The organism is Clostridium sp. UBA3061 (genome assembly GCF_002367465.1).
GTDB lineage: Bacteria > Bacillota > Clostridia > Clostridiales > Clostridiaceae > Clostridium_J > Clostridium_J sulfidigenes.
Map to the genome: position 1 here is coordinate 113,202 of NZ_DFCF01000008.1, position 24,784 is coordinate 137,985.

A 24,784-nucleotide genomic window follows, 5' to 3' on the forward strand; every position below is an offset into this window, starting at 1 on the left:
TGTTTAGTTTTATTACGGTTAAAGAGCTTTATAATATTAGAGTTTTAAATCCCTTGCAGATTGAAATCTGGGACATAAACTGTTGAGTTAGATCCACATTCTTGGATAAAGGCATTTTTAAAGCCTAAATCTATACAGTAATCTATTAAAGAGTCATAATGACTAGGGTTAAGAGGTTTATTAATTTCATCATATTCTGCTGCTTTAAACATAGGTGTATACTGATTCATTAGGCTTAAGTATACTGAATCTCCAAAGGTTTTATATATGTAATCTACTATTTTTTTTGAATCGAATAAAAGTCCAGGGAGCATTAGATGTCTTATAATAACACCTCTAATTAAAATTTCTTCATCATTAAATATTGGAATACCTACTTGATCCACCATTTCCTCAATAACCTTTGACGCTATGGTGAAATAGTTAGGAGCAGAAGAATACTTTATTGCATATTTATCATTAAAATACTTTAAATCAGGAATATATACGTCTATGTATCCTTTAAGAGCTTTAATGCTCTCTACGTTTTCATAGCCATTGGAATTATAAACTACAGGGATATTAAGTCCATTTTCTTTAGCTTTATCCAAAGCAATTATTATTTGAGGTATATAGTGAGTAGGGTTAACTAAGTTTATATTATGGTATCCTTTAGCTTGTTGCTCTAAAAATATTTCACTTAATCTTTCTATAGAAACATCCTTACCTATGTCAGACTGACTAATATCATGATTTTGGCAAAATACACATCTAAGGTTACAATTTGAAAAGAAAACTGTACCAGAACCATTAGTGCCAGACACACAGGGCTCTTCCCACATATGACCATAGGCCTTAGCAACTTTTACTTTAGCTCCACTTTTACAAAAGCCTACCTTTGCAGAGTTTCGATTTATACCGCAATTACGAGGGCATATATTACAATTATTGAGAGCAGTCAAATCTTTCATAATTAATTATCTCCTTACATAGTAAACATAGCAAATACTATATTTATATTTGAAAGTAAATAAACACTACTAACATAGTAGTGTTAATCTTATATAACATCAGTATAATTAAAGAGAAGCAAAAAGTGAAGTAGCCTATATAAGTTTTAATTATTTTTTTACCTTATTCATTTTAAAGTAGAACCCAATGCATTGAGCTATAAATACTAAGCTAACTATTCCGAAACCGGGATATAAGAAAGTTATAAGCTGTTTAAAGCCTATTTGAGATATAGGAAGGGCTATTAAAAGAATGAGTATAACACCTCTCTTATAAGGGATGTTGTATTTATTTTCAAGGGTCTTACCAACACTATATATATCTGAAACTTCTGTAGAAAACATCTCACACCAAATAATACATAAAAGAAGAATTTGCATTAAAGAGATAAACTTACTAGCTACAAAGAGTAGTGGAATTTCATATTTAAAGATTTCAGGTATATTTGCCATTAACATTGAATTAATTAAGAAAGCAAGTAGAGTAAGGACAAGAGCCCCAATGGTTAATCCAGAAATAATAAGGCGTTTATTTTTGATTTCTTTACTAATGGGAACAAGAACTCCACTACAGGATAACATGTTAAATCCTGCATAGAGAAGTGATGATATAATCCACTGTTTATCTATAATAAGGTTTTTGTATACTGGTACTTGTTTCATATAGTCCATAGATATAGTATCCTTTGAAAAGAGAAGATAAAGGACAAATATAGTAATAATTATAGTAGTAAGGCTAGGTACTATTATGGAATTAATAGCTATTAGGCCCTTAGTGTCATTTAATAAGGTAATAAGTGCAATTCCAGCCATTACAAACACTCCAACAAGTCTTGGAATTCCAAAGTGTTGATAAAGTAAAGCACCACTACCTGCAAGAATTATAGCAGCTCCTGAGATTAAAAAGAAGCTAGTAAGATAATCTGTTATTTTTCCAAAGAAACCAGGGCTTACAAGGGTTATAAAATCAGTATAAGAATTTAAGTCATATTTTAAACTTATAGACACTATAATGGAACTTATTATTATGTAAAATACTGCACAGAGTAGAAGTCCATAAAAACTTGAAAACCCATAGGTAGAAAAAAATTGAGTTATTTCTTGACCAGAAGCAAGGCCTGCTCCTACAATGGTGCCAATAAAAACAGTGGCAGCTTGAAAAATTAATTTAAGATTCTTCAAAGTTATCCCCCCAAATTATGATAGCTTGTATATTTATATTGAAGTCCACACAAGAATATGTGGAAAACTATTAATATGTGGAAAACTTTTTAAAGTATTGTTAGTAAATTTTCATTTAGGTATCTGAAAATAAATAATAAGTCAAAGATGAGAAGTATAACACAAAATAGACAAGCATTCTGAGTTGTTTATTTTTTGAAGATGTCTTAGTGGATTTTGAAAGATAAAAGAGTTAAACTATAATTGAATATAGAAGATTACTATATGGATATATTTAAAATAGATAACAGAAGAATAGGATAGGAAGATTAGAAATGAGAAAAGATTTTAATGGAAAGAGATATCATAATTTAAATTATTTTTTAAGAAAAAAGTTTAATGGACAAAAAACTTTTAAAATATCATTAGATGGTGGATTTACATGTCCTAATAGAGATGGAAAATTATCAAAAGGTGGGTGTATATTCTGCTCTGAGAGTGGCTCAGGAGATTTTGCTGGAGATAGGTTATCATCTATAACTGAGCAGTTTGTTGATATAAAGGAAATGATGAATAAAAAGTGGAAAGATGGTAAGTATATAGCTTATTTTCAGGCTTATACAAATACCTATGCGCCTGTAGAAGTATTAAAGAAAAAATATGATGAAGCATTAACACAAGAGGATGTGGTTGGACTTGCCATTGCTACAAGACCAGATTGTTTAGAAGAAGATGTGTTAGAATTATTAGAAGACTATTCAAAAAGGGTATATACTTGGGTAGAACTTGGACTTCAAACTAGCAATGATACTACAGCTACCCTTATAAATAGAGGCTATAAGTTAGAAATATTTAAAAAAGCAGTGGAGGAACTACATAAAAGGAAAATAGATGTGGTGGCACATATAATCTTTGGACTTCCAGGAGAAAGTAAAGAGGATATGTTAAAAACCGTTAAGTATATTTCTAAGCTTCCCATAAAAGGAGTTAAGATTCACCTTCTTCATGTAATGAAAAATACAAGGCTAGAAAAGCTGTTAGATGAAGGCAAGATTACATTACTAGAAATGGATGAATATATTGAACTTGTAACTAAGGCTATAACAATGTTACCACAGGATATAGTAATTCATAGACTTACAGGAGATGCTCCAAGAAATTTATTAGTAGGTCCTATGTGGAGTTTGAAAAAGTGGGAAGTCTTAAACGCCATAGATAATAAGTTAGTCACTGAAGACCTATATCAAGGAAAATATTATAAAGAAGATTGATTTAATTAAATGTATAATCAGGGGGGAATAGTACATGAATATTGATGTAGTTATATCTGCACAACATATTAAGCCAGAAAAATTTAAAGATAGGATAGTGGTTGTTATTGATGTCTTAAGAGCAACTTCAGTAATGGTTACAGCATTAAATAATGGTTGTGATAAAATAATTCCTGTAAAAGAGATAGAAGAAGCTATAGATATTGCAAGTAAAGATAAAAATAAATATCTTTTGGGAGGAGAAAGAGGGGGAATAAAAATAGATAAATTTGATTTCTCCAATTCACCTTTAGACTATATTGAGGATATAGTAAAAGGTAAGAGTCTTATAATGACTACCACAAATGGGACTAGAGCTATTAAAAATAGTGAGGAAGCAGAGAAGATATTTATAGGTGCTTTAATAAATGGAAGAGTAGTAGCAGAAAAATTAGCTAAGTTAAATAAGGATGTAACCTTTGTAAATGCAGGAACCGATGGAGAGTTCTCTATGGATGACTTTATAACAAGTGGGTATATAATCAACTGTTTAAGAGATATAATGAAAAACCATTGCACCTTAACAGATATAGCAAAAACTTCAGAATATGTATATATAAATAATCCTAGTATAATAAGTTTTGTAAAAGATGCACTTCATTATAAAAGGATGAAGTATCTCAGGTATAATGAAGATTTAAGATATTGCCTTTCAAAGGATTTAATAAATATAGTTCCAGAATACAAGGATGGAGAAATAAAGATATATTAATGAACAGATTTCTAAGCTTCAGAGGGAGTTTTACTCCTACTGAGGCTTAGAAATCTATTTTAAGAACTGCTGCTTTTAGTAGTTCTTTTTCTTTTAGCTAAAGTTAAAAATATAACTTCATATACTACAGTATATAAGGTAAAGAGAGCTATGAAAATAATTTGCTCAATACCATTCATTTTAGAGGTAGCAAACAATATTATTATAGGGAAACAAAAAACAATCTGAACAAATCTTAGAATGGATAAGCCTTTCATAACATCACCTTTTACCAAATATTACTATATTATTATTGTTACACTTTTAGAACTAACATTCAATAAAAACTGTACAACAAATTTATATCTCATTATCCTTATAATTTAAGAAAATCAAAGAATAAAATTACAATATGTAAAAATAAGTGAAATCATAAGTGATATGCATAAGTATACCTAGTAGTAAATAACTAAAATTTTATTGAATTTATATAAAATAATGTACTCATGTAAGGATAAAATGAATAAAATATATAAAGGGGGAATATTTATGGAATTCTTTAGTTATATTACAGAGAATGCATTGATACTAATACCAGTGCTATATATAATTGGTATGATTTTAAAAGGAATAGAGAAGATAAATGATAAATATATACCAGTAATTTTGCTTCCTGTAGGCATACTGTTATCTATGGGAGTTATGCACAGTTTTAGTGCTGATGCAATAATTCAGGGTGTTTTAGTTACTGGGGCTAGTGTATATGCTAACCAACTAGTAAAACAAAGTCAAAAGAAAGAGTAAAGAAGATTTAAATATAAGAGCTATATAATTTATAAATCAAATAAGATTATAAATTATATAGCTCTTTATAAATAATTAAACCACTTGGAAGATATAAAATTTTAAGTAGTATGATTCATCACTATTCCAAAGAATTGGATGATCAGGAGCTTGAGTTCTAAATTCTACTTGTCTTAGGGTAACCCTTGCATCTTTAGCTGCACTGGCAATGGTATCTCTAAACAGTTCAGGATTCATAAAGTGAGAACATGAACATGTTATAAAATAACCACCTTTATTAACTAATTTCATTCCTCGAAGGTTTATTTCTTTATATCCTCTTGTAGCACTTTTTATAGTAGAACGAGATTTGGTAAAGGCTGGTGGGTCAAGGATAACCACATCATATTTTCTGCCTTCATCAGACCACTCACGAAGTACATCAAAGGCGTTGTGACATTCAAATTTAACTACATCTTGTAGATTATTAAGCTCTGCATTACGTCTACAGAATTCTACTGCATGCTCTGATATATCTACTCCTAATACTGATTTAGCACCAGCAACACCAGCATTTAATGCGAAGGAACCAGTGTGAGTAAAGCAGTCTAGCACAGTGGCATCTTTGCAAAGCTTATGTATAGCAGCTCTATTTTCCTTTTGATCTAAGAAAAATCCTGTCTTTTGCCCATTTTCAACATCAACATAGTACTTAACGCCATTTTCAACTATCTGAATCATAGTATCAAAGGGTTCGGTTAAAAAGCCTTTAATCTGTTCCATGCCTTCAAGGATTCTAACCTTAGCGTCACTTCTCTCATAAATACCTTTAGCACCATATTCTTCTACTAGAATTTTTACAATGATATCTTTATATTTATCAATGCCTAGAGCTAGAGATTGAATAACGTAGTAATCTTCTAATTTATCAATTATAAGTCCAGGTACAAAATCAGCTTCTCCAAACAAAAACCTACAGCTAGAAGTATCTATTATCTTTTTTCTGTATTCCCATGCAGCTCTAAGTCTTTTTCTAAAAAATTCTTCATCAATTTCTTCATTGATATCTCTAGTCATAATTCTTATAGTAATTTTAGAAACATCATTAATATAACCTTTTCCGATGAATTCCTCTCTGCAATTATATACTTCTACAATGTCTCCATTTTCATATTCACCATCATATTCTTCTATATCAGTAGAGTAAACCCAAAGGTGACCATTCTCCACACTTTTTCCTTTTCCCTTTAGTAGATAGAATTTACAAGCCATTTACATCCTCCTATTATCAAAACAATAAATTATTAATAATAATTTATATTGTCAAATTTAAAATTGTTCTATATAAAAATTAAATTTCCTAAACTTTATTTAGACCTCTTATAGTATAAATTTATAGAGAGGATTTTGCAAATAAATTATTTAATTTTTACCATAGAAAAATCTTTGGCAGTAAAGTATAATATTCTTGGTTTGAATTTTTTTAACGCATACCATTTAATGGTGATAGTCAGAAGGATATAGGAGGAAAATGTATGAGTATACTTACAGTTAAAAATATAAGTCATGGTTTTGGGGATAGAGCAATATTTGAAGATGTATCCTTTAGATTATTAAAAGGGGAACATGTAGGTTTAATTGGAGCTAATGGTGAGGGTAAATCTACTTTTATGAATATAATAACTAGTAAACTTATGCCTGATGAAGGCCAAGTAATTTGGTCTAATAATGTGAGGGTAGGATATATGGATCAACATGCAGCTTTAGAACAAGGATTAACTATAAGAGATGTACTAAGAGATGCATTTAAATACCTATTTGATTTAGAGACTGAAATGAATGAACTTTATGGGAAAATGGGTGAAATGGACGAAGAACAAATGAATAAGGCATTAGAAAGAACTGCTATTATTCAAGATATGCTAGATAATAACGGGTTTTATGTTATAGATGCAAAGGTTGAAGAAGTTGCTAAGGGATTAGGACTTTTAGATGTAGGGCTAGATAAAGATGTAACGGCTTTAAGTGGAGGCCAAAGAACTAAGGTTTTACTTGCAAAGCTTCTACTTGAAACTCCAGACATATTACTTCTAGACGAGCCTACAAACTATTTAGATGAAGCACATATAGAGTGGCTGAAGAGATATCTACAAAGCTATGAAAATGCATTTATTCTAATATCTCATGATATTCCTTTCTTAAATTCTGTAATTAATCTTATATACCATGTGGAAGATAGAAAGTTAAGTAGATATGTAGGAGACTATGAAGAGTTTAAGAGAATATATGAAGCAAAAAAAGAACAGCTTGAAAGAGCATATGAAAGGCAACAAGCTGAAATTGCAAAACTTGAAGATTTTGTTGCAAGAAATAAAGCCAATGTTGCTACATCTAACATGGCTAAATCAAGGCAGAAGAAGTTGGATAAAATAGATAGAATAGAGCTTTCTAAGGAAAAGCCAAAGCCAACATTTAACTTCAAAACAGGAAGAGCATCAGGTAAGGTTATTTTTGAAACTAAGGACTTGGTTATAGGATATGATAGTCCATTAACAAAGCCTCTTAATATTTCTATGGAAAGAGGACAAAAGATTGCCCTTGTAGGAGCCAATGGACTTGGAAAAACAACTCTACTTAAGAGCCTTATGGGAGACATAAAACCTATAAGTGGAGAAGTTACCCTAGGTGACTATCAACAAATAGGATACTTTGAGCAAGAAGGTGCATCAGGAAATAAAAATACTTGTATAGAAGAATACTGGAAGGAATTCCCTAGCTGCACTCAATACGAAGTCCGTGCCGCCTTAGCTAAGTGTGGCTTAACTACTAAGCATATAGAAAGTATGGTTATGGTACTATCAGGAGGAGAAGCTGCCAAGGTAAGACTTGCAAAACTTATAAATAGGGAAACAAATATACTAATCCTTGACGAGCCTACCAATCACTTAGATGTAGAAGCAAAGGATGAATTAAAGAGAGCATTACAAGAATATAAAGGAACTATATTACTAGTTTGCCATGAACCAGAGTTTTATAAAGATGTAGTAACAGATATATGGAACTGTGAGGATTGGACGACGAAGATTGTATAATGCATATTTAAAGTTATGTTGTTAGGTGAGGTGTTATTTTACACCTCATTTTTTAAATTTTAAAATATTGAATAAGTAAAATTGGTGGACCCAAAAAGGAAAAATGTAGAATATAATATAAGTACATCAAAAGTAATAATGCTATTATAAGTGCATCAAAGGTGATGATGCTATTATGAGTGCATCAAAAGGGATGATGCTATTGTAAATGCATCATCATTGAAAAAGTATCTAATAAATGTTAAAATTAAAGAAATATTTAAGAAATTATGAGGTAATAAGCATGTACTTTGCAATTATAGGTGATATAGTTGAGTCAAAAAAGATATTAAATAGAAATGAAGCTCAGGAAAAATTAAATCATATATTAAAAGATATAAATATTGAATATGAAAGAAACATTGCTGCAAAATTTATTATTACATTAGGAGATGAATTTCAAGGTTTATTAAGTAATCCTATTCATTTATTTGATATTATTGATAAAATTAAGTTTAAAATGTATCCTATAAAAATTAGATTTGGAGTTGGGATTGGTAATATTTATACTAATATAAATAAAGAGATGGCATTAGGGGCTGACGGTCCAGCATATCATTATGCTAGAAAAATGATAGAGGAGATTAAAATATTAAATAAAACAAACAGTAAATCACAATATAATACAGATATAGGGGTTAGTTCGATTTATAAAACTGATATAGTTAGTTTAATTAATAATAATTTATGCTTATGTTACTTTATAGAAGAGAAGTGGACAGATAAGCAAAGAGAGCTTATTGAAAAAATAATGTTTTCAAATAAAACTCAAAGGGAAATTGCTAATGAATTAAATTTAGTTCAATCAAGCGTACAAAGGAGATTAAAGAGCTCAGGATATTATAATTATATTTATGTAAAACATAGTTTGAATAGAGTTTTGATGGAAGTGTGGGGAGAATATAAATATGCAGATTAAATTTATTGTACTGTGCTTGATAGCACATGTGGTTGGGGATTATTATTTGCAAGATGATGAAATGTCAGAGCTAAAGAAGGAAAAAATAGGTGGCGTATTTAAGCATTCAGTATTCTATAGCATTCCATTTATTTTAATTTTACTTTTGTTTAAGAAAAGTTATAAGATAACAGGATTAATACTATTATTATGCTTAGCTCATTTATTGATCGATGTAGTAAAATATTATTTATATAAGGGATATTTAAAAATATTTCATACTGCATGTAAAAAGAATAAAGTAAAGAAGTATATTAAATCATGGATGGTATATATATTTGATCAAGTTGTACATATAATTTTACTTATAGCCGTAATAGTTTGTTTTAGGGAGAATTTATATCATCCAATAGATACATTGTATATTGGATATAATATATTGGGTATCGATGGATTAACGGTTTTAAAATGGGCATTGATGGTGTTATGTATGCATAAGCCGGCAAATATAACTTTTAAAATAATATTTTCAGGATGTAAGCCTAAGGGAAACTTAGTTACTAGTAATAATTCGGTAGTTAACAATAGTATCAATAGCAGCGTTGCTAACAATGGTAGTAATAATGGCGCAGTTATAGGTTTTTTAGAACGTATAATAATTGCTATGTTTTTATATAGTAATCAATACTCGGCTATAGGATTCATTTTAACAGCAAAGTCAATTGCTAGATATAATAAGATTTCTGAGGATGCAGAATTTGGTGAGTATTATTTAATTGGAACATTATTTAGTACTTTATTTGTTATAGTTATTTATAACTTTATTTTTTAATCGGTTAATAAGATATTTTAATATATTAACTTGAGTTATTCACTAAAATTATTTATATAAGGACAACTACTGCATAGTTTAAATGGTATATATCTACAGCCAGTAACAATCTTAGCCGCTATAGATTATTAAATTTAATTTTCTTGTTTAATTCACATATTTTTCTATTAAACTATTCATATGAGTCTCTCCATTGTTAAGTGTTTTTCTGCAAGTTAACCATAACAAAGGAGGGACTCCTTTTCTATATTTTCATCATTTTTTAGGTGAAAAGCAAAATGTTAATAAATATAGGTATCAAGCTATGCATGGTTTTTATTTTTCTATGAATAATTCAGGTTAAAGCATATAGTTTTTGATAAAAGTATATTTTTTAAAAAAATAAGAATGTGAGAAGAAAAGAATGATGTTAGAATAAGTAAAAGCATATTTACAATATAAAATTATGAGAATATGATAAAATAGAATTTAACATAAGGCATCTTCGAAAAATAAATAAGTCAGAATGTTCGTCTATTTTGTGTTATACTGCGTCAACAGAACCCTTAGATAGTGCTACTATCTGCGGAACCTGTTTCCTTGTCTAACTCAAAATATACTTCCCATCTTTGACTTATTATTTATTTTCAGATACCTTAAATATATAATAAAAACTTTGAGGTGAAAAATGAAAATAAGAGTACCAAAATATCTTAATAAATTCAAATGTATAGCAGACAAGTGTGAGGATACATGTTGTGCTGGTTGGGAAATTGTTATTGATAAAGAAACTTATGATTACTATGAAAATCTTAGTGGTAGCTTTGGAGAAAGACTAAGAAGTGAGATAGTCAATGATGGAGAAGACAATATATTTGTATTGAAAAAAGGAAATTGTGCCTTTCTAAATGAAAACAAATTATGTTATATATATAATGAACTTGGAGAAGATGGTCTTTGCTATACTTGCAAGAAGTATCCTAGGTATATGGAGGAGTTCGGGAACTTACGAGAAATAGGTATATCACTTTCCTGTCCAGAGGCAGCAAGGATAATACTAGGTGATTCTAATAAGGTTGAATTTGAGTTAAGTGAAAATGATGAGTTTATAACTTCCTATAACGATATTGATGCCATGCTATTTATCGACCTTATGCAGTGCAGAAGTATAATTTTTAATATACTTCAGAATCGTAGTATTGATTTAAATATAAGAGCTGCTATAATTCTTGACTTTGCAAAGGAAGTTCAGGATAAGATAGATGAGGACGATCTAACTAGTTTAAAGACCATTAAAGAAAGATATATGGATAAAAACTTTATAAACAAGACTAGTGATGATCTTAATAAAACTATTAGAGATAAAGAACAATGGTATACTGATATAGAAGAGTATTTTTATGTATTTAAAGGCTTAAAGCATATAAATAACAATGATCCCTTAGGCTTAGATAAGGTGTTATCTTATATTAAGAGTAGTGCTGAGAATAAAGATATTTATCTAGATAAATATAAGGAATTTAACAATTTTTATAAAGATAATATGTATAAGTTTGAAAATATATTAGTTTATTTTGTGTTTAGATACTTTATGAAGGCTGTCTTTGATTATGATGTGGCTGCTAAAGTGAAGACTGCCGTGGTGAGTTATTTAATGATTAAACAGTTATGTGTAGTAAGGTGGATAGAAAGTGGAGAGCTTAGTGATGAGGATATGGTAGATATAAGTCATACATATTCTAAAGACATTGAACATTTAGAGGAGAATATAGACACCTTGGCAGAGATTTTTAAAAGAAATCCTGTATTTAAAGAAGATAGAATTATAAATATACTAATAAACTAAAAATAAGGTATTAGATAATTAAGTAATATTTAGACTACTTCGATTTTGAAATATTAGATTACAAATGAAAAAATTAAACTTATAGTTGGAGAAGGAGAGATATGGAACATTATAAAATTTTAGGTGTTGATAAAAATACATCTATGGAAGAGATAACAAAGGCTTATGAAGATAGGATAAATAAATTTAAAGAAGAGATAGAAGATGAAAAAAGAGCAAAATCCTTTATAAAAGTATTTGATGAAGCTTATGAAAAAATAAAGGAAGAGAGAGAAAAAAATAAAAGTCAGCAAACTGTGATTATAGATAATCAAGTGAAAGATTTAAATAATAATTTTCATAAAAATGATAGTAATAGCTATGAAAGTTTTAATGAATATGAACAAGAATCTACAGTTAGTAAAGAAAAGGAGAGATCATCTTCAAAGAGTACATCAATAAGAAAACAAAAAAAATCTAAAAAGAAGTCTACAGAAGATAGAGACAATATTAAATCTGAAAAACAAAGTAAAAGGGATAGTAGTAGAAAAGTAGGAAGTAATAAAAAGAGTAGTGAATCTTCCCTTACTCAATTGTCACTTAAGATATTGCTCATGCCTGTGGTAGTTATATTATCCATAATAATATTTCTATGTAAAATATTAAATATAATATCTTGGATTGCATCTAAGATTATAATAATAGCAGCTATAGCTATATCTGCTATCCATGGATATCAAATTTATATTGGACATGCTATTAAATATAAGATATTTGTATTATGTGCTGTGGGCTTTGTAGTTTCTTTATTTTTACCAAGTATCCTAAAAATTCTTGTATCTACGTTAAGTAAAGTAAATAACAAATTAAAAAAGTTTGTTTTTTAATGTTAAGTGGTAGAAATATAATTGTTAGTATTTTATATTTTTATAATTAAAAAATATAATTTTTATTATATTTTTAAGAAGTTAACTTGAAAAACTTTACTTTACTGAAACTGACCGAACCTTCTGTTGCAATAGTATTTTATTATTGATATAATGAATCAAGTAAAGTTTATTATAAACTTTTTTGATTGTTATAATTGTGGGTTAATTTTATTTTAAAGTAAAGAAAACTAATTCATTCATATCTTGAATATTTTTAAAATAGGAGAGATTGTATATGAAAGAATTTAGTATTAACACAAAGGTCTATTTTGGACAAGGCTCTTTAGAAAAACTAAATGAAATCAAGAATAAAAGAGTGCTAATTGTATGTGATAAATTCATGGAAACATCAGGTATGGCTGAGAAAGTAAAGCAAAAGCTTGTTGATTGTCAAGTAGCTGTATTTAGTGATATTGTACCTGATCCATCTGTAGAAGTTATTGCTGAAGGCATTCAGAAATTACAAAATTGTGATGCTCAGGTTATGATAGCTCTTGGTGGAGGTTCATCAATTGATGGAGCTAAAGCTATGAGAGAATATGCAAAAAAAATTACTGGTGGAGCTTCTTCTATAGAAGAATTCTATGCTATACCTACTACAAGTGGTACAGGGTCTGAAGTAACTGAATATGCAGTAATAACTAATAAACAAGAAGGGTTAAAGTATGCTCTTGCAGATAAATCTCTTCTTCCAACAGTTGCAATTCTTGATCCGGAACTAGTAAAATCTGTACCTAAGGCTATAACTGCTGATACAGGAATGGATGTTATTACACATGCTTTAGAGGCTTATGTTTCAAAGAATGCTACTGATTTTTCAGATGCTCTTGCAGAGAAAGCACTTACTTTAGCTTTTAGATTTTTACCACTAGCTTATGCTGATGGAAATGATGTAGTGGCAAGAGAAAAGCTGCACAATGCATCATGTCTTGCTGGAATGGCTTTTAATGCTGCTGGCTTAGGAATTACTCATAGTTTAGCTCATGCTGTAGGTGGGAAATTACATATTTCTCATGGAAGAAGTAATGCAATGATACTTCCTTATGTAATAGAATATAATGCCAATTTAAATAAGGGTGCTTTCAATGTAGAATATGACATAGCATCTAAAAAGTATCAAAGAGTTGCCAAATTATTGAAGTTGCATGCACCAAATGTAAATATTGGTGTTAATAATTTAATTAAAAGTATTGTAGAACTTCAAAAGACTTTGATGATTCCAACAACATTAAAGGAACAAGGTGCTGATATGGAACTAGCTGAAGCATCAAAAGAAGAAATCATTAAAGCAGCTCTTAATGACATATGTACAACAGCAAATCCTAAAGAAGTAACAGGAGAAGATTTATCAAAAATTTTAGAAAAAGTTTTTGGATAAAATTTTGTATTTTATACCACTCATTAATGGGTGGTTTTTTTATTGGTTCTGCTAAACTCCTTAAATTTAGGATGGAATGTTATACATTTAGCTTGATGTAATAAATTTCCTCTTTACAGTTTGACTATAATATGTAATATTGTTTATACGAATAATATATTTTTTCTTTAATTTCACATGGTAAAATATTCATTTTAAGGTTAAATATTATTCTTCAATTATTTTTGAATATTATCAAACTCTGTTTATTCAAAATCACATAATTAAGTATTTATAATTCTCATCATAATCATAATAATATCCATTTATTTATACAAAAAGTTTGATATAACAATTAGCTAAAATTTCATTAGGATTTTTATTATATATAAGTTTATGATAAACATTTTGAAAATTGCAAAGAGTTCGTGGCTCTTAGAATAAATTTAAAATGTTTATAAATATTACAAAGGTGAAGTTGTTTTTTAATGCTTATAAGGACTCCTCATTATATTCTTTACATTTAGTGGGGGAAATTCTTTTTAATAAAGTTTTGAAATCTTTGGAATAAAATGATTTAGATTTTAAAAACGGCTAAAAATATTATAAAAGAGGTGAACTTAGTATGGGAGAAGAATTATATTCCATAGGAAAAGTGGAAGAGATATGTAAAATAACAAAAAAAGCACTGAGATATTATGATAAAATGGGTATATTATCACCTGATAAAGTAGCTGATGAAAGTGGCTATAGATATTACAGCAAGAAAAACTTACTATCTGTACCAGTAATAAAATATTATAAGCAAAGTGGATTTAAGCTAGAAGAAATGAGAGCTTTTTTACAAGGAACAACTTATGATTTTTTTGATAAAAGTTTTAGAACAAAAATTGATGAATTAAGAGAACTTGAAAAGGAAATAAATTTAAAGATAAGATCTGTAAGAGATTGGCATACACTTATAGTTGAGGCACAGATGGTAATTGAAAATAATGTTTGCGATGTCTCTATAAAATATATTGATGAGCGCAATTTAATATTCTTAAATCAAAATTTTAATTATGATTATATGGAGTGTATAATTAACATAGAGTTTAACAATTATATTGATAGTATAAATAATGCAATAACAGGTCCTGTAATTATATGTTTTCCATCTTTTGAGGATAAGATTAATGGGAAATGTAGTAAGATGAAAATAATGCAAGAGACTATTTTAAAGTGTAAGGACGAAGAAAGTATTGAATTTGGTGGATGGTTAGCAGCTTCTTGCTATCATATAGGTACTCATGAAACAATTAATGAAACATATAAAAAAATAAAAGAATGGGCTAAGGAACATGATTACATATGTTCTGAAGAATCTTATGAAAGATATGTAACAGATTATTGGACAACTAAAAACACTGACAAGTTTGTAACGGAAATTTTGATTAAAATTAGAAGAAAGAGATAGATTCATTAAACTGAAAATACTGAAAACGTTGACCGTAGGGTAAGGGATAAAATGTCGATAAAACTCGGTTTGTAAAAAAATACAAATATATCTTTTGAAAAAAATACATATATTTCTTTTATAAAATAAAATTTCTACTCCATGATATTGACGGAAACTAGTATTTAGCACTTAAAACAACTGGCACAACTAACTTATAATTATTTATTAAGTTAGTTGTGTTAATTTTTTTTGAATTTTGATGACAAATACATGTTGACTTTACCCCATAGGGAAAGGCATATAATTTAATTGTTAATAAAATAACCACAAGATATCAAATGAAAAGTTATTCAATAGTTTTAAAATGAAATATCCCAAATTATAACAATCACAAAACGTACTCATTGTAAATTTTTATTTAGTAATATAAATTTAAAAGTTATTATCAAACTAAGTGGAGGGGATTTATTTTATGAAGGAAGTTTCGAAAACGGTAAGTTTAGAAGCCATTACTGCAAAAAACAAATTATCATCTGATTTCCTTAAAAAAGGTATTTCAATTGCTCTTTTTTCAGGTCTTATGTATGGATTTTATTCAGCATTTTTAACCTTGGGAATGACTAAAGGAGTATGGGGTGACTGGTATGGTGCTAATACAGCAGGTTTATCAGCAGTAGTTATTACATATGTGCTTGGTGCCCTTGGTAGTGCCGTAAACGATACATGTAGTGCTGTTTGGGCAGTGATTTATGCAACTGTTAAAGGTAAACTTGGAGATTTCTTCAGATGTCTTAAAACCAAACCAGGTGCTGTAATGATATTGGCAGCTCTTATCGGAGGACCAATTTCAAGTACAGCTTTTGTTGTGGCTTTACAAATGGCGGGTTCAATTGTTATTCCAATTACAGCTCTTTGTCCAGCTATCGGTGCTATTTTAGGAAGAATATTATTCAAACAAAAACTAGACAAACGTATGATGCTTGGTATTGCCATCTGTGTTGTATCTAGCTTTATGATTGGAAGTACTAGTATTGGTGGAGATGCTCCAGCTGGAATGTTCCTTGGAATTTGTATTGCATTTATTGCAGCTCTTGGATGGGGATTTGAAGGTTGCGTAGCTGGATATGGTACATCTATGATTGACTCAGAGATTGGTATTACAATTCGTCAAGCTACATCTGGGCTTTCAAACTTAATAATATTAGTACCTTTATTTGGAATGATATTTGGAGATGGGATTAAATTTTCAACTAATTTAGTTAGTCAAGCATTTACAAGTGGTCCTGCAATGATATGGTTTGCACTAAGTGGTCTTTGTGCTTTTGTTTCATACATGAGTTGGTATAACGGTAATAGTATGTGTGGTGCTGCTCTTGGTATGGCTTGTAATGGTACATATTCCTTCTGGGGTCCATTCTGCTGTTGGATAATTCTTGGAGTGATAGGCGGTATGGACGGATGGGCATTACCTCCAATCGTATGGATTTCTGCGGTATTAATGATGTTCGGTATCCTTGTAATAGCTATGAATCCAATGGATTTGTTTAAAAAGAAGGAGGTATAAGATAATGAAGCCGCTTAATTATGCAATATTAAAATATTTTACAAAAATTAATGAAGCTTGCGCTGATGATGTTATAAATGCTCTAAAAGTAGAGTATGGCAACTTTAAAGCTTTGAAAAAGAAAGCTGTAATTACGGCGTTAATGACAGCGGAGGCAAATGGTCTCATTGAAGAAACAAGATTTGAATTAGATAAAAATGATGAGTTGAGAGTTTATTATAGAGCCCACGAAGATGGTGCTGCTACAATCAACAAATATATAAAAGACTAAAAAAATTTTTTGAATTAATTAATTAAAAGGCTCATTGCTATAATTTATGTTTCATAGGGATGAGCCATAATTATTTATTAATATACAAAAGATATGGTTAATTGAAAGGAGTTTTATTTTATGAAGGAAGTTTCAAAAGCAGTAAGCCCACAAGCTATGGCTGCAAAGAAGAAATTATCAAGTGATTTCTTCAAAAAGGGTATATCTCTAGCTTTATTTTCAGGACTTACCTATGGGTTATATACAGCATTTCTGACTATGGGTATGACAAAAGGAGTATGGGGTGACTGGTATGGCATTAATTCAGCAGGTTTATCAGCATTTGTTATAGCATACTTACTTGCTGCACTTGGTAATGCAATAAATGATACATGTAGTGCAGTTTGGGCGATTTCATTTGCATTAGTAAAAGGTAAATTTAAAGACTTTGTAAGATGCATTAACACTACTCCGGGACGAATTATGATATTAGCAGCTCTTATTGGAGGACCTATAGCTGGTACTGCTTATGTTATAGCTCTTCAAATGGCTGGACCAATAGTTGTTCCAATATCAGCTCTTTGCCCTGCTATTGCTGCTATATTAGGTAAAATTTTATATAAGCAGGAATTAAATAAACGTATGGCATTAGGTATTGCAGTATGTGTATTTGCTAGTTTCTTAATTGGTAGTACAGGCTTTAGCGGTGGAGCTTCAGCAAGTACTTTAATTGGTATTTTAATAGCTATTATTGCAGCTCTTGCATGGGGATTTGAAGGTTGTGTAGCTGGATATGGTACATCAATGATCGATCCTGAAATTGGTATTTGTATTCGTCAAGTTACATCAGGTATAGCAAATTTATTCATCTTAGTTCCTGTTTTTGGAATTATGGCTGGTGGAATGAACATTTCTGTTGACCTTGCTATACAAGCATTTACAAGTGGTCCTGCAATGATTTGGTTTGCATTAAGTGGTCTTTTATCATTTATCACATTTATGACATGGTATGCTGGAAACAGTATGTGTGGAGCAGGGCTTGGAACTGCATGTAACGGTACATATTCATTCTTTGGACCATTATTCTGCTTATTGTTATTAGGAGTATATGGTGGAATGGATGGATGGTCATTACCTTCAGTTGCTTGGATTGGAGCTGTAATAATGATGTTTGGTATCCTTACAATATCTATGAATCCACTTGATTTATTAAGAGGAAAAAAAGAGGGGGATAAAATAGATGAAGCCGCTTAATTATGCAATATTAAAATATTTCACTAAAGTAGAAGAAGCTTGCGCAGATGACGTTATAGAAGCGTTAAAGGGACAATATGGAAGTTTTAAAGCTTTAAAAAAGAACGCTGTAATTACTGCGTTAATGACAGCAGAAGCAAATGGTCTTATAGAGGAAACAAGATTTGAATTAGATAAAAACAACCAATTAAAGGTTTATTATCATGCCCATGAAGATGGTGCAGCAACAATTAACAAATACATAAGAGATTAATTTTTAACATTACCCATAGGGTAATGCTTATAAGGAAAAATCTCTTATGAATTTAGTAAAATAGTTATTCTTATTAAACATTAAGAAAAGACTTTACTCTTAACAGCATAATTTCTTGTAAAAATATTTAAGAATTTTAATGCAAGAAATATATTGACTTTCCCCCAAAGGGTAAGGGATATAATCAATATATAATAACAAATAAAAGATGCATGCAAACATAAATATAATATATAGAAGTTATGTAGTTAAGCTAAAGTATATTGAGCTAAAAATAGGAAGGAGGAATTAGTAATGAGATATTATGGAGATGAGGCTTTAGGCCTTGTAGAAACAATAGGATTGGTTCCTGCACTTGAGGCTGCAGACAAAATGCTTAAGGCAGCTAATGTTGAATTAATTTCATATGAAAATGTTGGTTCAACACTTGTAACTATTATGGTAAAAGGTGATGTTGGTGCAGTAAGATCTGCTGTAGAAGCAGGTGCTGAAGCAGCGGCAGCAATTGGTAAATTAACAGCACACAATGTTATGCCACGTCCTATTAAAGAAGTTGGAGATATCGTTTCAGTACACGATATCGACGCATAAAGCATAGAAAGGAAATGATTTACATATGTCAAGATATGAAGCTTTAGGATTAATCGAAACTTTTGGTCTGGTTTTTGCTTTAGAAGCAGCAGACGCTATGTGCAAAGCAGCAGATGTAGAACTAATAGGATATGAAAACGTTGCGTCAGGTTATATATCTGTTTTAGTTCGTGGTGATGTTGGTGCTTGTAAAACAGCAGTAGATGCTGGTGTTGCAGCAGTTGAAGGAATGGAAGGTGGAAGTCTTTATAGTTCAATAGTTATTCCAAGACCACACCAAGATCTAGAAAAAATAATAAAACGTTATGCAATTACAAATCTTGTAACAGAATAATAAATAGAAAAACTTTTTATAAGGAAAAGGAGAGAGAAAAATGAATATTATTGATAATGATTTACTCTCCATGCAGGAAGCGAGAATTCTTGTTGAAAATGCTCGTGAGGCACAAAGAAAATTAGCAGCTTTCCCACAAGAAAAACTTGATGAGATAGTTGAACGTATGACCGAAGAGATTGAAAAACATTTAAAAGAACTTGCAAAAATGTCTAATGAGGAAACTGAATATGGAAAGTGGGAAGATAAACATATTAAAAATCACTTTGTATGTAAGTATCTGAAAAACAGACTTAAAGGTATGAATTGTGTAGGTATCATTAGTGAAGATAAAATGAACAAGACAAAGGATATAGGAGTACCAATGGGTGTTATTATAGCCTTTTCTCCATCAATGAGTCCTGTTTCTACAACAATATATAAAGCCTTAATTGCAATTAAGTCAGGAAATGCAATTATATTTTCACCTCATCCAGGAGCTAAAAATACAATTTCTAAAACAATTGATATTTTAATTAGAGCTGGAGAAGGGGTAGGGCTTCCAGAAGGTGCACTTGCATATTTGCATACAGTGACTTCAAGTGGTTCATTAGAACTTATGAATCATAAAGATACTTCACTAATAATGAATACAGGAGTTCCACAAATGCTTGATGCAGCTTATAAGTCCGGCAAACCAGTAATTTATGGTGGCAATGGAAATGGTCCAGCATTTATAGAACGTACTGCTGATATTGAGCAAGCTGCTAAAGATATTATTGATAGTAAGAGCTTCGATTATGGAGTTGTATCTGCTGCTGAGCAATCAATTGTTGTGGATAGCTGTATAGTAGCTGAAGTAAAACAAGAACTTATTAAAAATGGTGGATACTTTATGACAGAAGAAGAAGCTGAAAAATTGGCATCAATCTTATATTACAAAGATGGAAGTTCTGACATGGATATGATCGGGAGATCGCCACAATTTTTAGCTAAAAAGGCAGGCTTCAGTGTTCCTGAAAATATAAGAGTTCTTATTTCTCAGCAAAAATTTGTATCTCAAAAAAATCCTTATTCAAGAGAAAAGCTTTGTCCTGTTTTAGCTTTTTATATAGAAGATGACTGGATGCATGCTTGTGAAAAGTGTATAGAATTATTACTTAGTGAGAGACATGGGCATACACTTATTATACATTCAAAGGATGAAGAGGTTATTCGTCAATTTGCATTAAAAAAACCTGTTGGAAGAGTACTTGTTAACACTCCAGGAACTTTTGGAAGTATGGGAGCAACCACAAACTTGTTTCCATCAATGACTCTAGGCAGTGGATCTGCAGGGCATGGAATGACTTCAGATAATGTATCACCTATGAACCTAATATATGTACGTAAAGTTGGATATGGGGTTCGTAAGGCAGATGAAATTGTTGGCATGATGGACAATAAAGAGGATTCCAACTATGAAGTTTTAAAAGATAAATTAAACGCAAATGAAATTGATAGTGTTAAGCTATTAGAGAGTATTTTGAAAAAAGTTTTAAATGACTTAAAATAATAGGTCATACAAAATGTATGAAATATATTAAAGAATGTGAGGGAATAAATTGGATATTCGTGAATTTTCAAATAAGTTTATGGAAGCAACTCAAAACATGTCTGATGAAGAACGTGCTAGTTTAATGAAGATGTTTTCTAGTGTTTCCAAAGAAATAACAAAGGATGAATCAACTACTAGCTGTGTTGTGTGTGACAATAATGGTCAAATTCCAGATGGAATAACAGAGCGTTTAGTTAAGTTAAAGGAAAAATACTTAACTCATGTACCAACAATCACTACTCACAAAGCAAGAGTTATTACTCAAATAGCAAAAGAAAACCCTGGTATACCTAAGGCAATTTTACGTGGTAAGTCTTTCAAGCGTTGCTGTGAAACTGCACCATTAGTAATTCAAGATAATGAACTTATCGTTGGTGCACCAAATGGACAACCACGTGCTGGATCTTTCTCTCCTGATATATCTTGGAGATGGATGAGAGACGAACTTGATACAATAGGAACTCGTGCTCAAGACCCATTCTACGTATCAGAAGAAGATAAGAAGATCATGCGTGAAGAATTATTCCCATTCTGGGAAGGTAAATCAATTGATGAATACTGTGAGAGTCAATACAGAGAAGCTGGAGTATGGGAACTTTCTGGAGAATCTTTCGTATCAGATTGTTCATACCACGCATTAAATGGAGGAGGAGACTCTAACCCAGGATACGACGTTATCTTAATGAAAAAAGGTATGCTTGACATAGTAAAGGAATGTAATGAGAAATTAGCTGACCTTAGCTATGAAAGACCAGAAGATATGGAAAAAATATACTTCTACAAATCTCTAATCGATACTGCAGAGGGTGTTATGATATACGCTAAACGTATGTCAGATTATGCTGCAGAATTAGCTGCAAAAGAAACTAATCCTACTCGTAAAGCTGAGTTATTAAAAATTTCAGAAGTAAATGCTAGAGTTCCAGCTCATAAGCCAAGCACTTACTGGGAAGCAATTCAATCAGTTTGGACTATAGAATCATTACTTGTAGTTGAAGAAAACCAAACAGGTATGTCTATAGGACGTGTTGACCAATATATGTACCCATTCTACAAAGCGGATATTGAAGCTGGTCGTATGACTGATTTTGAAGCATTTGAGTTATCTGGTTGTATGCTTATAAAAATGTCTGAGATGATGTGGCTTACAAGTGAAGGAGCTTCTAAATTCTTCGCAGGTTACCAACCATTCGTTAACATGTGTTTAGGTGGAGTTACTAGAGAGGGAAGAGATGCTACAAACGAATTAACATACCTTCTAATGGATGCAGTTCGTCATGTTAAGATATATCAACCAACTTTAGCTTGTCGTATACACAAAGCATCACCTCAAAAGTATCTTAAAAAGATAGTTGATGTTATCCGTGCAGGTATGGGATTCCCAGCATGTCACTTTGATGACGTTCATATAAAAATGATGTTAGCTAAAGGTGTTTCTATAGAAGATGCAAGAGATTACTGCTTAATGGGATGTGTTGAGCCACAGAAGTCAGGAAGATTATATCAATGGACTTCTACAGGATATACTCAATGGCCTATATGTATAGAACTTACTCTTAACCATGGTGTACCACTATGGTATGGTAAGCAAGTATGCCCAGATATGGGAGATCTAAGCAACTTCAAAACTTACGAGCAATTTGAAGCAGCTGTTAAAGAGCAAATTAAATTCATTACTAAATGGACAAGTGTTGCTACAGTAATTTCTCAACGTGTTCACAGAGACCTTGCACCAAAACCACTTATGTCTATGATGTATGAAGGATGTATGGAAAATGGTAGAGGAGTAGAAGCAGGCGGAGCTATGTATAACTTCGGACCAGGAGTAGTATGGAGTGGTCTTGCTACTTATGCAGACTCTATGGCAGCTATAAAGAAATTAGTATTTGAAGATAAAAAATATACACTACAAGAAATGAACGAAGCTTTAAAAGCTGATTTCGTTGGATATGAACAACTTAAAAAAGATTGTTTAGAAGCACCTAAGTATGGTAACGATGATGATTATGCAGATTTAATTGCTGCGGATTTAATTAACTTTACTGAGCAAGAACATCGTAAGTATAAGACATTATATTCAGTTCTTAGCCATGGTACTTTATCAATCTCAAACAACACTCCATTTGGACAACTTACAGGAGCTACAGCAAATGGACGTAGAGCATGGATGCCTTTATCAGATGGTATAAGTCCAACTCAAGGAGCTGACTTTAAAGGACCTACTGCTATAATTAAATCTGTTTCTAAAATGTCTTGCGAGGATATGAATATAGGTATGGTTCATAACTTCAAGTTAGTAGCGGGTCTTCTTGATACACCTGAAGGTGAAAATGGAATCATTACATTACTACGTAGTGCATGTGCCCTTCAGCTTGGAGAAATGCAGTTCAACTATTTAGATAACAAAACATTACTTGAAGCACAAAAACACCCAGAGCAATACCGTGATTTAATTGTTCGTGTTGCTGGATATAGTGCATTCTTTGTTGAGTTATGCAAAGACGTTCAAGATGAAATTATCAGCAGAACTGTGCTTACACACTTTTAATTAAAAAAATTGTATAAAATCTGTAATCTGCAGCAGTGTTCTGTAGATTACAGATTATAAATAAGATATATATTAAAAATCAAGGTAATGAAACTGGAGAATGAAAAATATGAGTAATGAAAACTTAGGTATAATCGAACGAAAAGCGACGATTTTTAATATACAGAAATATAACATGTATGATGGAGATGGAGTAAGAACTTTAATATTCTTTCAAGGTTGTCCTCTTCGTTGTAAATGGTGTGCAAATCCTGAAGGACTAGTTAAAAAGCATAGAGTTATGTTTAAAAGTAATTCATGTGTTAATTGTGGGGCTTGCGTTTCTGTTTGTCCTGTTGGAATACATACCATATCTAATGAAACTTTAAAGCACGAAGTTAATCGTGATATTGATTGTATCGGATGTGGTAAGTGCAAAGAAGCTTGTCTTAAATCTGCATTAACAATAGTTGGAGAAGTAAAAACTATTTCGGAACTTTTGGAGATTGTAGAGGAAGATAGAACTTTTTATGAAGTTTCTGGTGGTGGTGTTACATTAGGGGGTGGTGAAGTTTTAATGCAGCCTGAAGCAGCTTGCAGTTTGTTAATGGCATGTAAGCAATCAGGAATAAATACTGCAATTGAAACTTGTGGTTATGCAAAACTTGAATCAGTACTTAAGGTTGCGGAGTTTACAGATTTATTCCTATTTGATGTTAAACATATTAATTCTGATAGACACTTTCAGTTAACAGGTGTGAGGAATGAACAGATTTTAGAAAATCTGCAAGAGCTACTTCGCCGCAAATATAATGTGAAGATTCGTATGCCTTTACTTAAAGGTATAAATGATTCTCAAGATGAAATTCAAAAGACCATGGAGTTTTTAACACCATACAAAGATTATAAAAATTTTAAAGGGATTGACTTACTTCCGTATCATAAGATGGGGGTAAATAAATACAATCAATTAGGAATGGAATATCCTATAAAGGATGATCCAAGTTTAAAAAATGAAGATTTAGATAGAATAGAAGGATGGATTAAAAAGTACGATTTACCTGTAAAAGTAATCCGTCATTAAATAATTTTCAAATAGATAATAAGATGGA

The 24,784-nt window shown here is 30.8% G+C and carries 22 protein-coding genes; 19 read left to right on the plus strand and 3 right to left on the minus strand.

The annotated features are described in order from the left end of the window. Nucleotides 1-44 precede the first annotated feature (44 nt). A complete protein-coding gene (locus tag B2P65_RS06870; RefSeq protein WP_346879875.1) occupies nucleotides 45-941 on the minus strand; it encodes a radical SAM protein in 897 nt (298 codons plus the stop codon). Between the two features lie 159 nt (nucleotides 942-1,100). Then, nucleotides 1,101-2,177 carry a transporter gene (locus B2P65_RS06875; protein WP_414632262.1) on the minus strand — a complete coding sequence of 359 codons (1,077 nt, stop codon included), beginning with the start codon at nucleotides 2,175-2,177 and terminating at the stop codon, nucleotides 1,101-1,103. 308 nt (nucleotides 2,178-2,485) lie between these two features. Between B2P65_RS06875 and B2P65_RS06880 the strand changes: the two genes are divergently transcribed. The 3 genes from B2P65_RS06880 to B2P65_RS06890 all read left to right on the plus strand — a co-directional run bounded on the left by B2P65_RS06880 (nucleotide 2,486) and on the right by B2P65_RS06890 (nucleotide 4,955). Next, nucleotides 2,486-3,421: a TIGR01212 family radical SAM protein gene (locus B2P65_RS06880; RefSeq protein ID WP_346876337.1), complete on the plus strand. Its 936-nt coding sequence runs from the start codon at nucleotides 2,486-2,488 to the stop codon at nucleotides 3,419-3,421. Nucleotides 3,422-3,455: 34 nt separating this feature from the next. Continuing rightward, nucleotides 3,456-4,172: a 2-phosphosulfolactate phosphatase gene (locus tag B2P65_RS06885; protein ID WP_346879855.1), complete on the plus strand. Its 717-nt coding sequence runs from the start codon at nucleotides 3,456-3,458 to the stop codon at nucleotides 4,170-4,172. A gap of 528 nt (nucleotides 4,173-4,700) precedes the next feature. Continuing rightward, nucleotides 4,701-4,955 carry a phage holin family protein gene (locus tag B2P65_RS06890; protein WP_035134826.1) on the plus strand — a complete coding sequence of 85 codons (255 nt, stop codon included), beginning with the start codon at nucleotides 4,701-4,703 and terminating at the stop codon, nucleotides 4,953-4,955. A gap of 75 nt (nucleotides 4,956-5,030) precedes the next feature. On the opposite strand, the gene B2P65_RS06895 is transcribed toward B2P65_RS06890, so the two are convergent. Continuing rightward, on the minus strand, nucleotides 5,031-6,206 hold the full coding sequence (locus B2P65_RS06895) for a class I SAM-dependent rRNA methyltransferase (RefSeq protein WP_346876339.1): 1,176 nt from the start codon (nucleotides 6,204-6,206) through the stop codon (nucleotides 5,031-5,033). 263 nt (nucleotides 6,207-6,469) lie between these two features. Here B2P65_RS06895 and B2P65_RS06900 point away from each other — a divergent pair, with 263 nt between their 5' ends. The 16 genes from B2P65_RS06900 (at nucleotide 6,470) to cutD (ending at nucleotide 24,756) form a co-directional block, all read left to right on the plus strand. Continuing rightward, nucleotides 6,470-8,026, plus strand: coding sequence for an ABC-F family ATP-binding cassette domain-containing protein (locus tag B2P65_RS06900; RefSeq protein WP_346876340.1), 1,557 nt, complete (start codon nucleotides 6,470-6,472; stop codon nucleotides 8,024-8,026). A gap of 283 nt (nucleotides 8,027-8,309) precedes the next feature. Next, nucleotides 8,310-8,984 (plus strand): SatD family protein, encoded by a 675-nt coding sequence (locus B2P65_RS06905; RefSeq protein ID WP_346879856.1) that lies wholly within the window; start codon nucleotides 8,310-8,312, stop codon nucleotides 8,982-8,984. Continuing rightward, nucleotides 8,974-9,795: a DUF3307 domain-containing protein gene (locus B2P65_RS06910; RefSeq protein WP_346848799.1), complete on the plus strand. Its 822-nt coding sequence runs from the start codon at nucleotides 8,974-8,976 to the stop codon at nucleotides 9,793-9,795. The genes B2P65_RS06905 and B2P65_RS06910 overlap by 11 nt, the downstream gene beginning before the upstream one ends. Before the next feature lie 667 nt (nucleotides 9,796-10,462). Then, nucleotides 10,463-11,620, plus strand: a complete 1,158-nt coding sequence (fliB, locus tag B2P65_RS06915; protein WP_346848800.1) for a flagellin lysine-N-methylase — start codon at nucleotides 10,463-10,465, stop codon at nucleotides 11,618-11,620. A 101-nt stretch (nucleotides 11,621-11,721) separates the two neighbouring features. Continuing rightward, on the plus strand, nucleotides 11,722-12,486 hold the full coding sequence (locus tag B2P65_RS06920) for a molecular chaperone DnaJ (RefSeq protein WP_346848801.1): 765 nt from the start codon (nucleotides 11,722-11,724) through the stop codon (nucleotides 12,484-12,486). A 277-nt stretch (nucleotides 12,487-12,763) separates the two neighbouring features. Continuing rightward, the gene (locus tag B2P65_RS06925) at nucleotides 12,764-13,906 is read left to right on the plus strand and encodes a 1-propanol dehydrogenase PduQ (protein ID WP_346848802.1); all 1,143 of its coding nucleotides are present in this window, start codon (nucleotides 12,764-12,766) and stop codon (nucleotides 13,904-13,906) included. Nucleotides 13,907-14,510: 604 nt separating this feature from the next. Beyond that, complete coding sequence (locus B2P65_RS06930) at nucleotides 14,511-15,341, plus strand: MerR family transcriptional regulator (protein WP_346879857.1); 831 nt, start codon at nucleotides 14,511-14,513, stop codon at nucleotides 15,339-15,341. A gap of 454 nt (nucleotides 15,342-15,795) precedes the next feature. Then, nucleotides 15,796-16,887: a hypothetical protein gene (locus tag B2P65_RS06935; protein WP_150843634.1), complete on the plus strand. Its 1,092-nt coding sequence runs from the start codon at nucleotides 15,796-15,798 to the stop codon at nucleotides 16,885-16,887. Nucleotides 16,888-16,891: 4 nt separating this feature from the next. After that, entirely contained in the window at nucleotides 16,892-17,158 is a 267-nt protein-coding gene (locus B2P65_RS06940) for a hypothetical protein (RefSeq protein WP_346879858.1), read from the plus strand. A gap of 120 nt (nucleotides 17,159-17,278) precedes the next feature. Further along, on the plus strand, nucleotides 17,279-18,391 hold the full coding sequence (locus B2P65_RS06945) for a membrane protein (protein WP_035134848.1): 1,113 nt from the start codon (nucleotides 17,279-17,281) through the stop codon (nucleotides 18,389-18,391). Next, on the plus strand, nucleotides 18,378-18,644 hold the full coding sequence (locus B2P65_RS06950; protein ID WP_150843637.1) for a hypothetical protein: 267 nt from the start codon (nucleotides 18,378-18,380) through the stop codon (nucleotides 18,642-18,644). Before B2P65_RS06945 ends, B2P65_RS06950 begins: the two co-directional genes overlap by 14 nt. 294 nt (nucleotides 18,645-18,938) lie before the next feature. Continuing rightward, complete coding sequence (locus B2P65_RS06955; RefSeq protein WP_035134852.1) at nucleotides 18,939-19,235, plus strand: BMC domain-containing protein; 297 nt, start codon at nucleotides 18,939-18,941, stop codon at nucleotides 19,233-19,235. Nucleotides 19,236-19,260: 25 nt separating this feature from the next. After that, entirely contained in the window at nucleotides 19,261-19,569 is a 309-nt protein-coding gene (locus tag B2P65_RS06960; RefSeq protein ID WP_035134854.1) for a BMC domain-containing protein, read from the plus strand. Nucleotides 19,570-19,609: 40 nt separating this feature from the next. Further along, nucleotides 19,610-21,103 (plus strand): aldehyde dehydrogenase family protein, encoded by a 1,494-nt coding sequence (locus tag B2P65_RS06965; RefSeq protein ID WP_346879859.1) that lies wholly within the window; start codon nucleotides 19,610-19,612, stop codon nucleotides 21,101-21,103. Between the two features lie 49 nt (nucleotides 21,104-21,152). After that, nucleotides 21,153-23,693 (plus strand): choline trimethylamine-lyase, encoded by a 2,541-nt coding sequence (cutC, locus tag B2P65_RS06970; RefSeq protein WP_346879116.1) that lies wholly within the window; start codon nucleotides 21,153-21,155, stop codon nucleotides 23,691-23,693. A 109-nt stretch (nucleotides 23,694-23,802) separates the two neighbouring features. Beyond that, nucleotides 23,803-24,756, plus strand: a complete 954-nt coding sequence (cutD, locus tag B2P65_RS06975) for a choline TMA-lyase-activating enzyme (RefSeq protein ID WP_346879860.1) — start codon at nucleotides 23,803-23,805, stop codon at nucleotides 24,754-24,756. The last annotated feature ends 28 nt before the right edge of the window (nucleotides 24,757-24,784 follow it).

Excerpts from the sequence above, each read along its gene's own strand:
- B2P65_RS06905 (WP_346879856.1), top strand. The coding sequence starts at position 8,310 with ATGTACTTTGCAATTATAGGTGATATAGTTGAGTCAAAAAAGATATTA.
- B2P65_RS06930 (WP_346879857.1), top strand. The coding sequence starts at position 14,511 with ATGGGAGAAGAATTATATTCCATAGGAAAAGTGGAAGAGATATGTAAA.
- cutD (WP_346879860.1), top strand. The coding sequence starts at position 23,803 with ATGAGTAATGAAAACTTAGGTATAATCGAACGAAAAGCGACGATTTTT.
- B2P65_RS06935 (WP_150843634.1), top strand. The coding sequence starts at position 15,796 with ATGAAGGAAGTTTCGAAAACGGTAAGTTTAGAAGCCATTACTGCAAAA.
- B2P65_RS06940 (WP_346879858.1), top strand. The coding sequence starts at position 16,892 with ATGAAGCCGCTTAATTATGCAATATTAAAATATTTTACAAAAATTAAT.
- B2P65_RS06880 (WP_346876337.1), top strand. The coding sequence starts at position 2,486 with ATGAGAAAAGATTTTAATGGAAAGAGATATCATAATTTAAATTATTTT.
- B2P65_RS06925 (WP_346848802.1), top strand. The coding sequence starts at position 12,764 with ATGAAAGAATTTAGTATTAACACAAAGGTCTATTTTGGACAAGGCTCT.
- B2P65_RS06960 (WP_035134854.1), top strand. The coding sequence starts at position 19,261 with ATGTCAAGATATGAAGCTTTAGGATTAATCGAAACTTTTGGTCTGGTT.
- B2P65_RS06895 (WP_346876339.1), bottom strand. The coding sequence starts at position 6,206 with ATGGCTTGTAAATTCTATCTACTAAAGGGAAAAGGAAAAAGTGTGGAG.
- B2P65_RS06900 (WP_346876340.1), top strand. The coding sequence starts at position 6,470 with ATGAGTATACTTACAGTTAAAAATATAAGTCATGGTTTTGGGGATAGA.
- B2P65_RS06945 (WP_035134848.1), top strand. The coding sequence starts at position 17,279 with ATGAAGGAAGTTTCAAAAGCAGTAAGCCCACAAGCTATGGCTGCAAAG.
- B2P65_RS06965 (WP_346879859.1), top strand. The coding sequence starts at position 19,610 with ATGAATATTATTGATAATGATTTACTCTCCATGCAGGAAGCGAGAATT.
- B2P65_RS06890 (WP_035134826.1), top strand. The coding sequence starts at position 4,701 with ATGGAATTCTTTAGTTATATTACAGAGAATGCATTGATACTAATACCA.
- B2P65_RS06950 (WP_150843637.1), top strand. The coding sequence starts at position 18,378 with ATGAAGCCGCTTAATTATGCAATATTAAAATATTTCACTAAAGTAGAA.
- B2P65_RS06910 (WP_346848799.1), top strand. The coding sequence starts at position 8,974 with ATGCAGATTAAATTTATTGTACTGTGCTTGATAGCACATGTGGTTGGG.
- B2P65_RS06920 (WP_346848801.1), top strand. The coding sequence starts at position 11,722 with ATGGAACATTATAAAATTTTAGGTGTTGATAAAAATACATCTATGGAA.
- B2P65_RS06885 (WP_346879855.1), top strand. The coding sequence starts at position 3,456 with ATGAATATTGATGTAGTTATATCTGCACAACATATTAAGCCAGAAAAA.
- fliB (WP_346848800.1), top strand. The coding sequence starts at position 10,463 with ATGAAAATAAGAGTACCAAAATATCTTAATAAATTCAAATGTATAGCA.
- B2P65_RS06955 (WP_035134852.1), top strand. The coding sequence starts at position 18,939 with ATGAGATATTATGGAGATGAGGCTTTAGGCCTTGTAGAAACAATAGGA.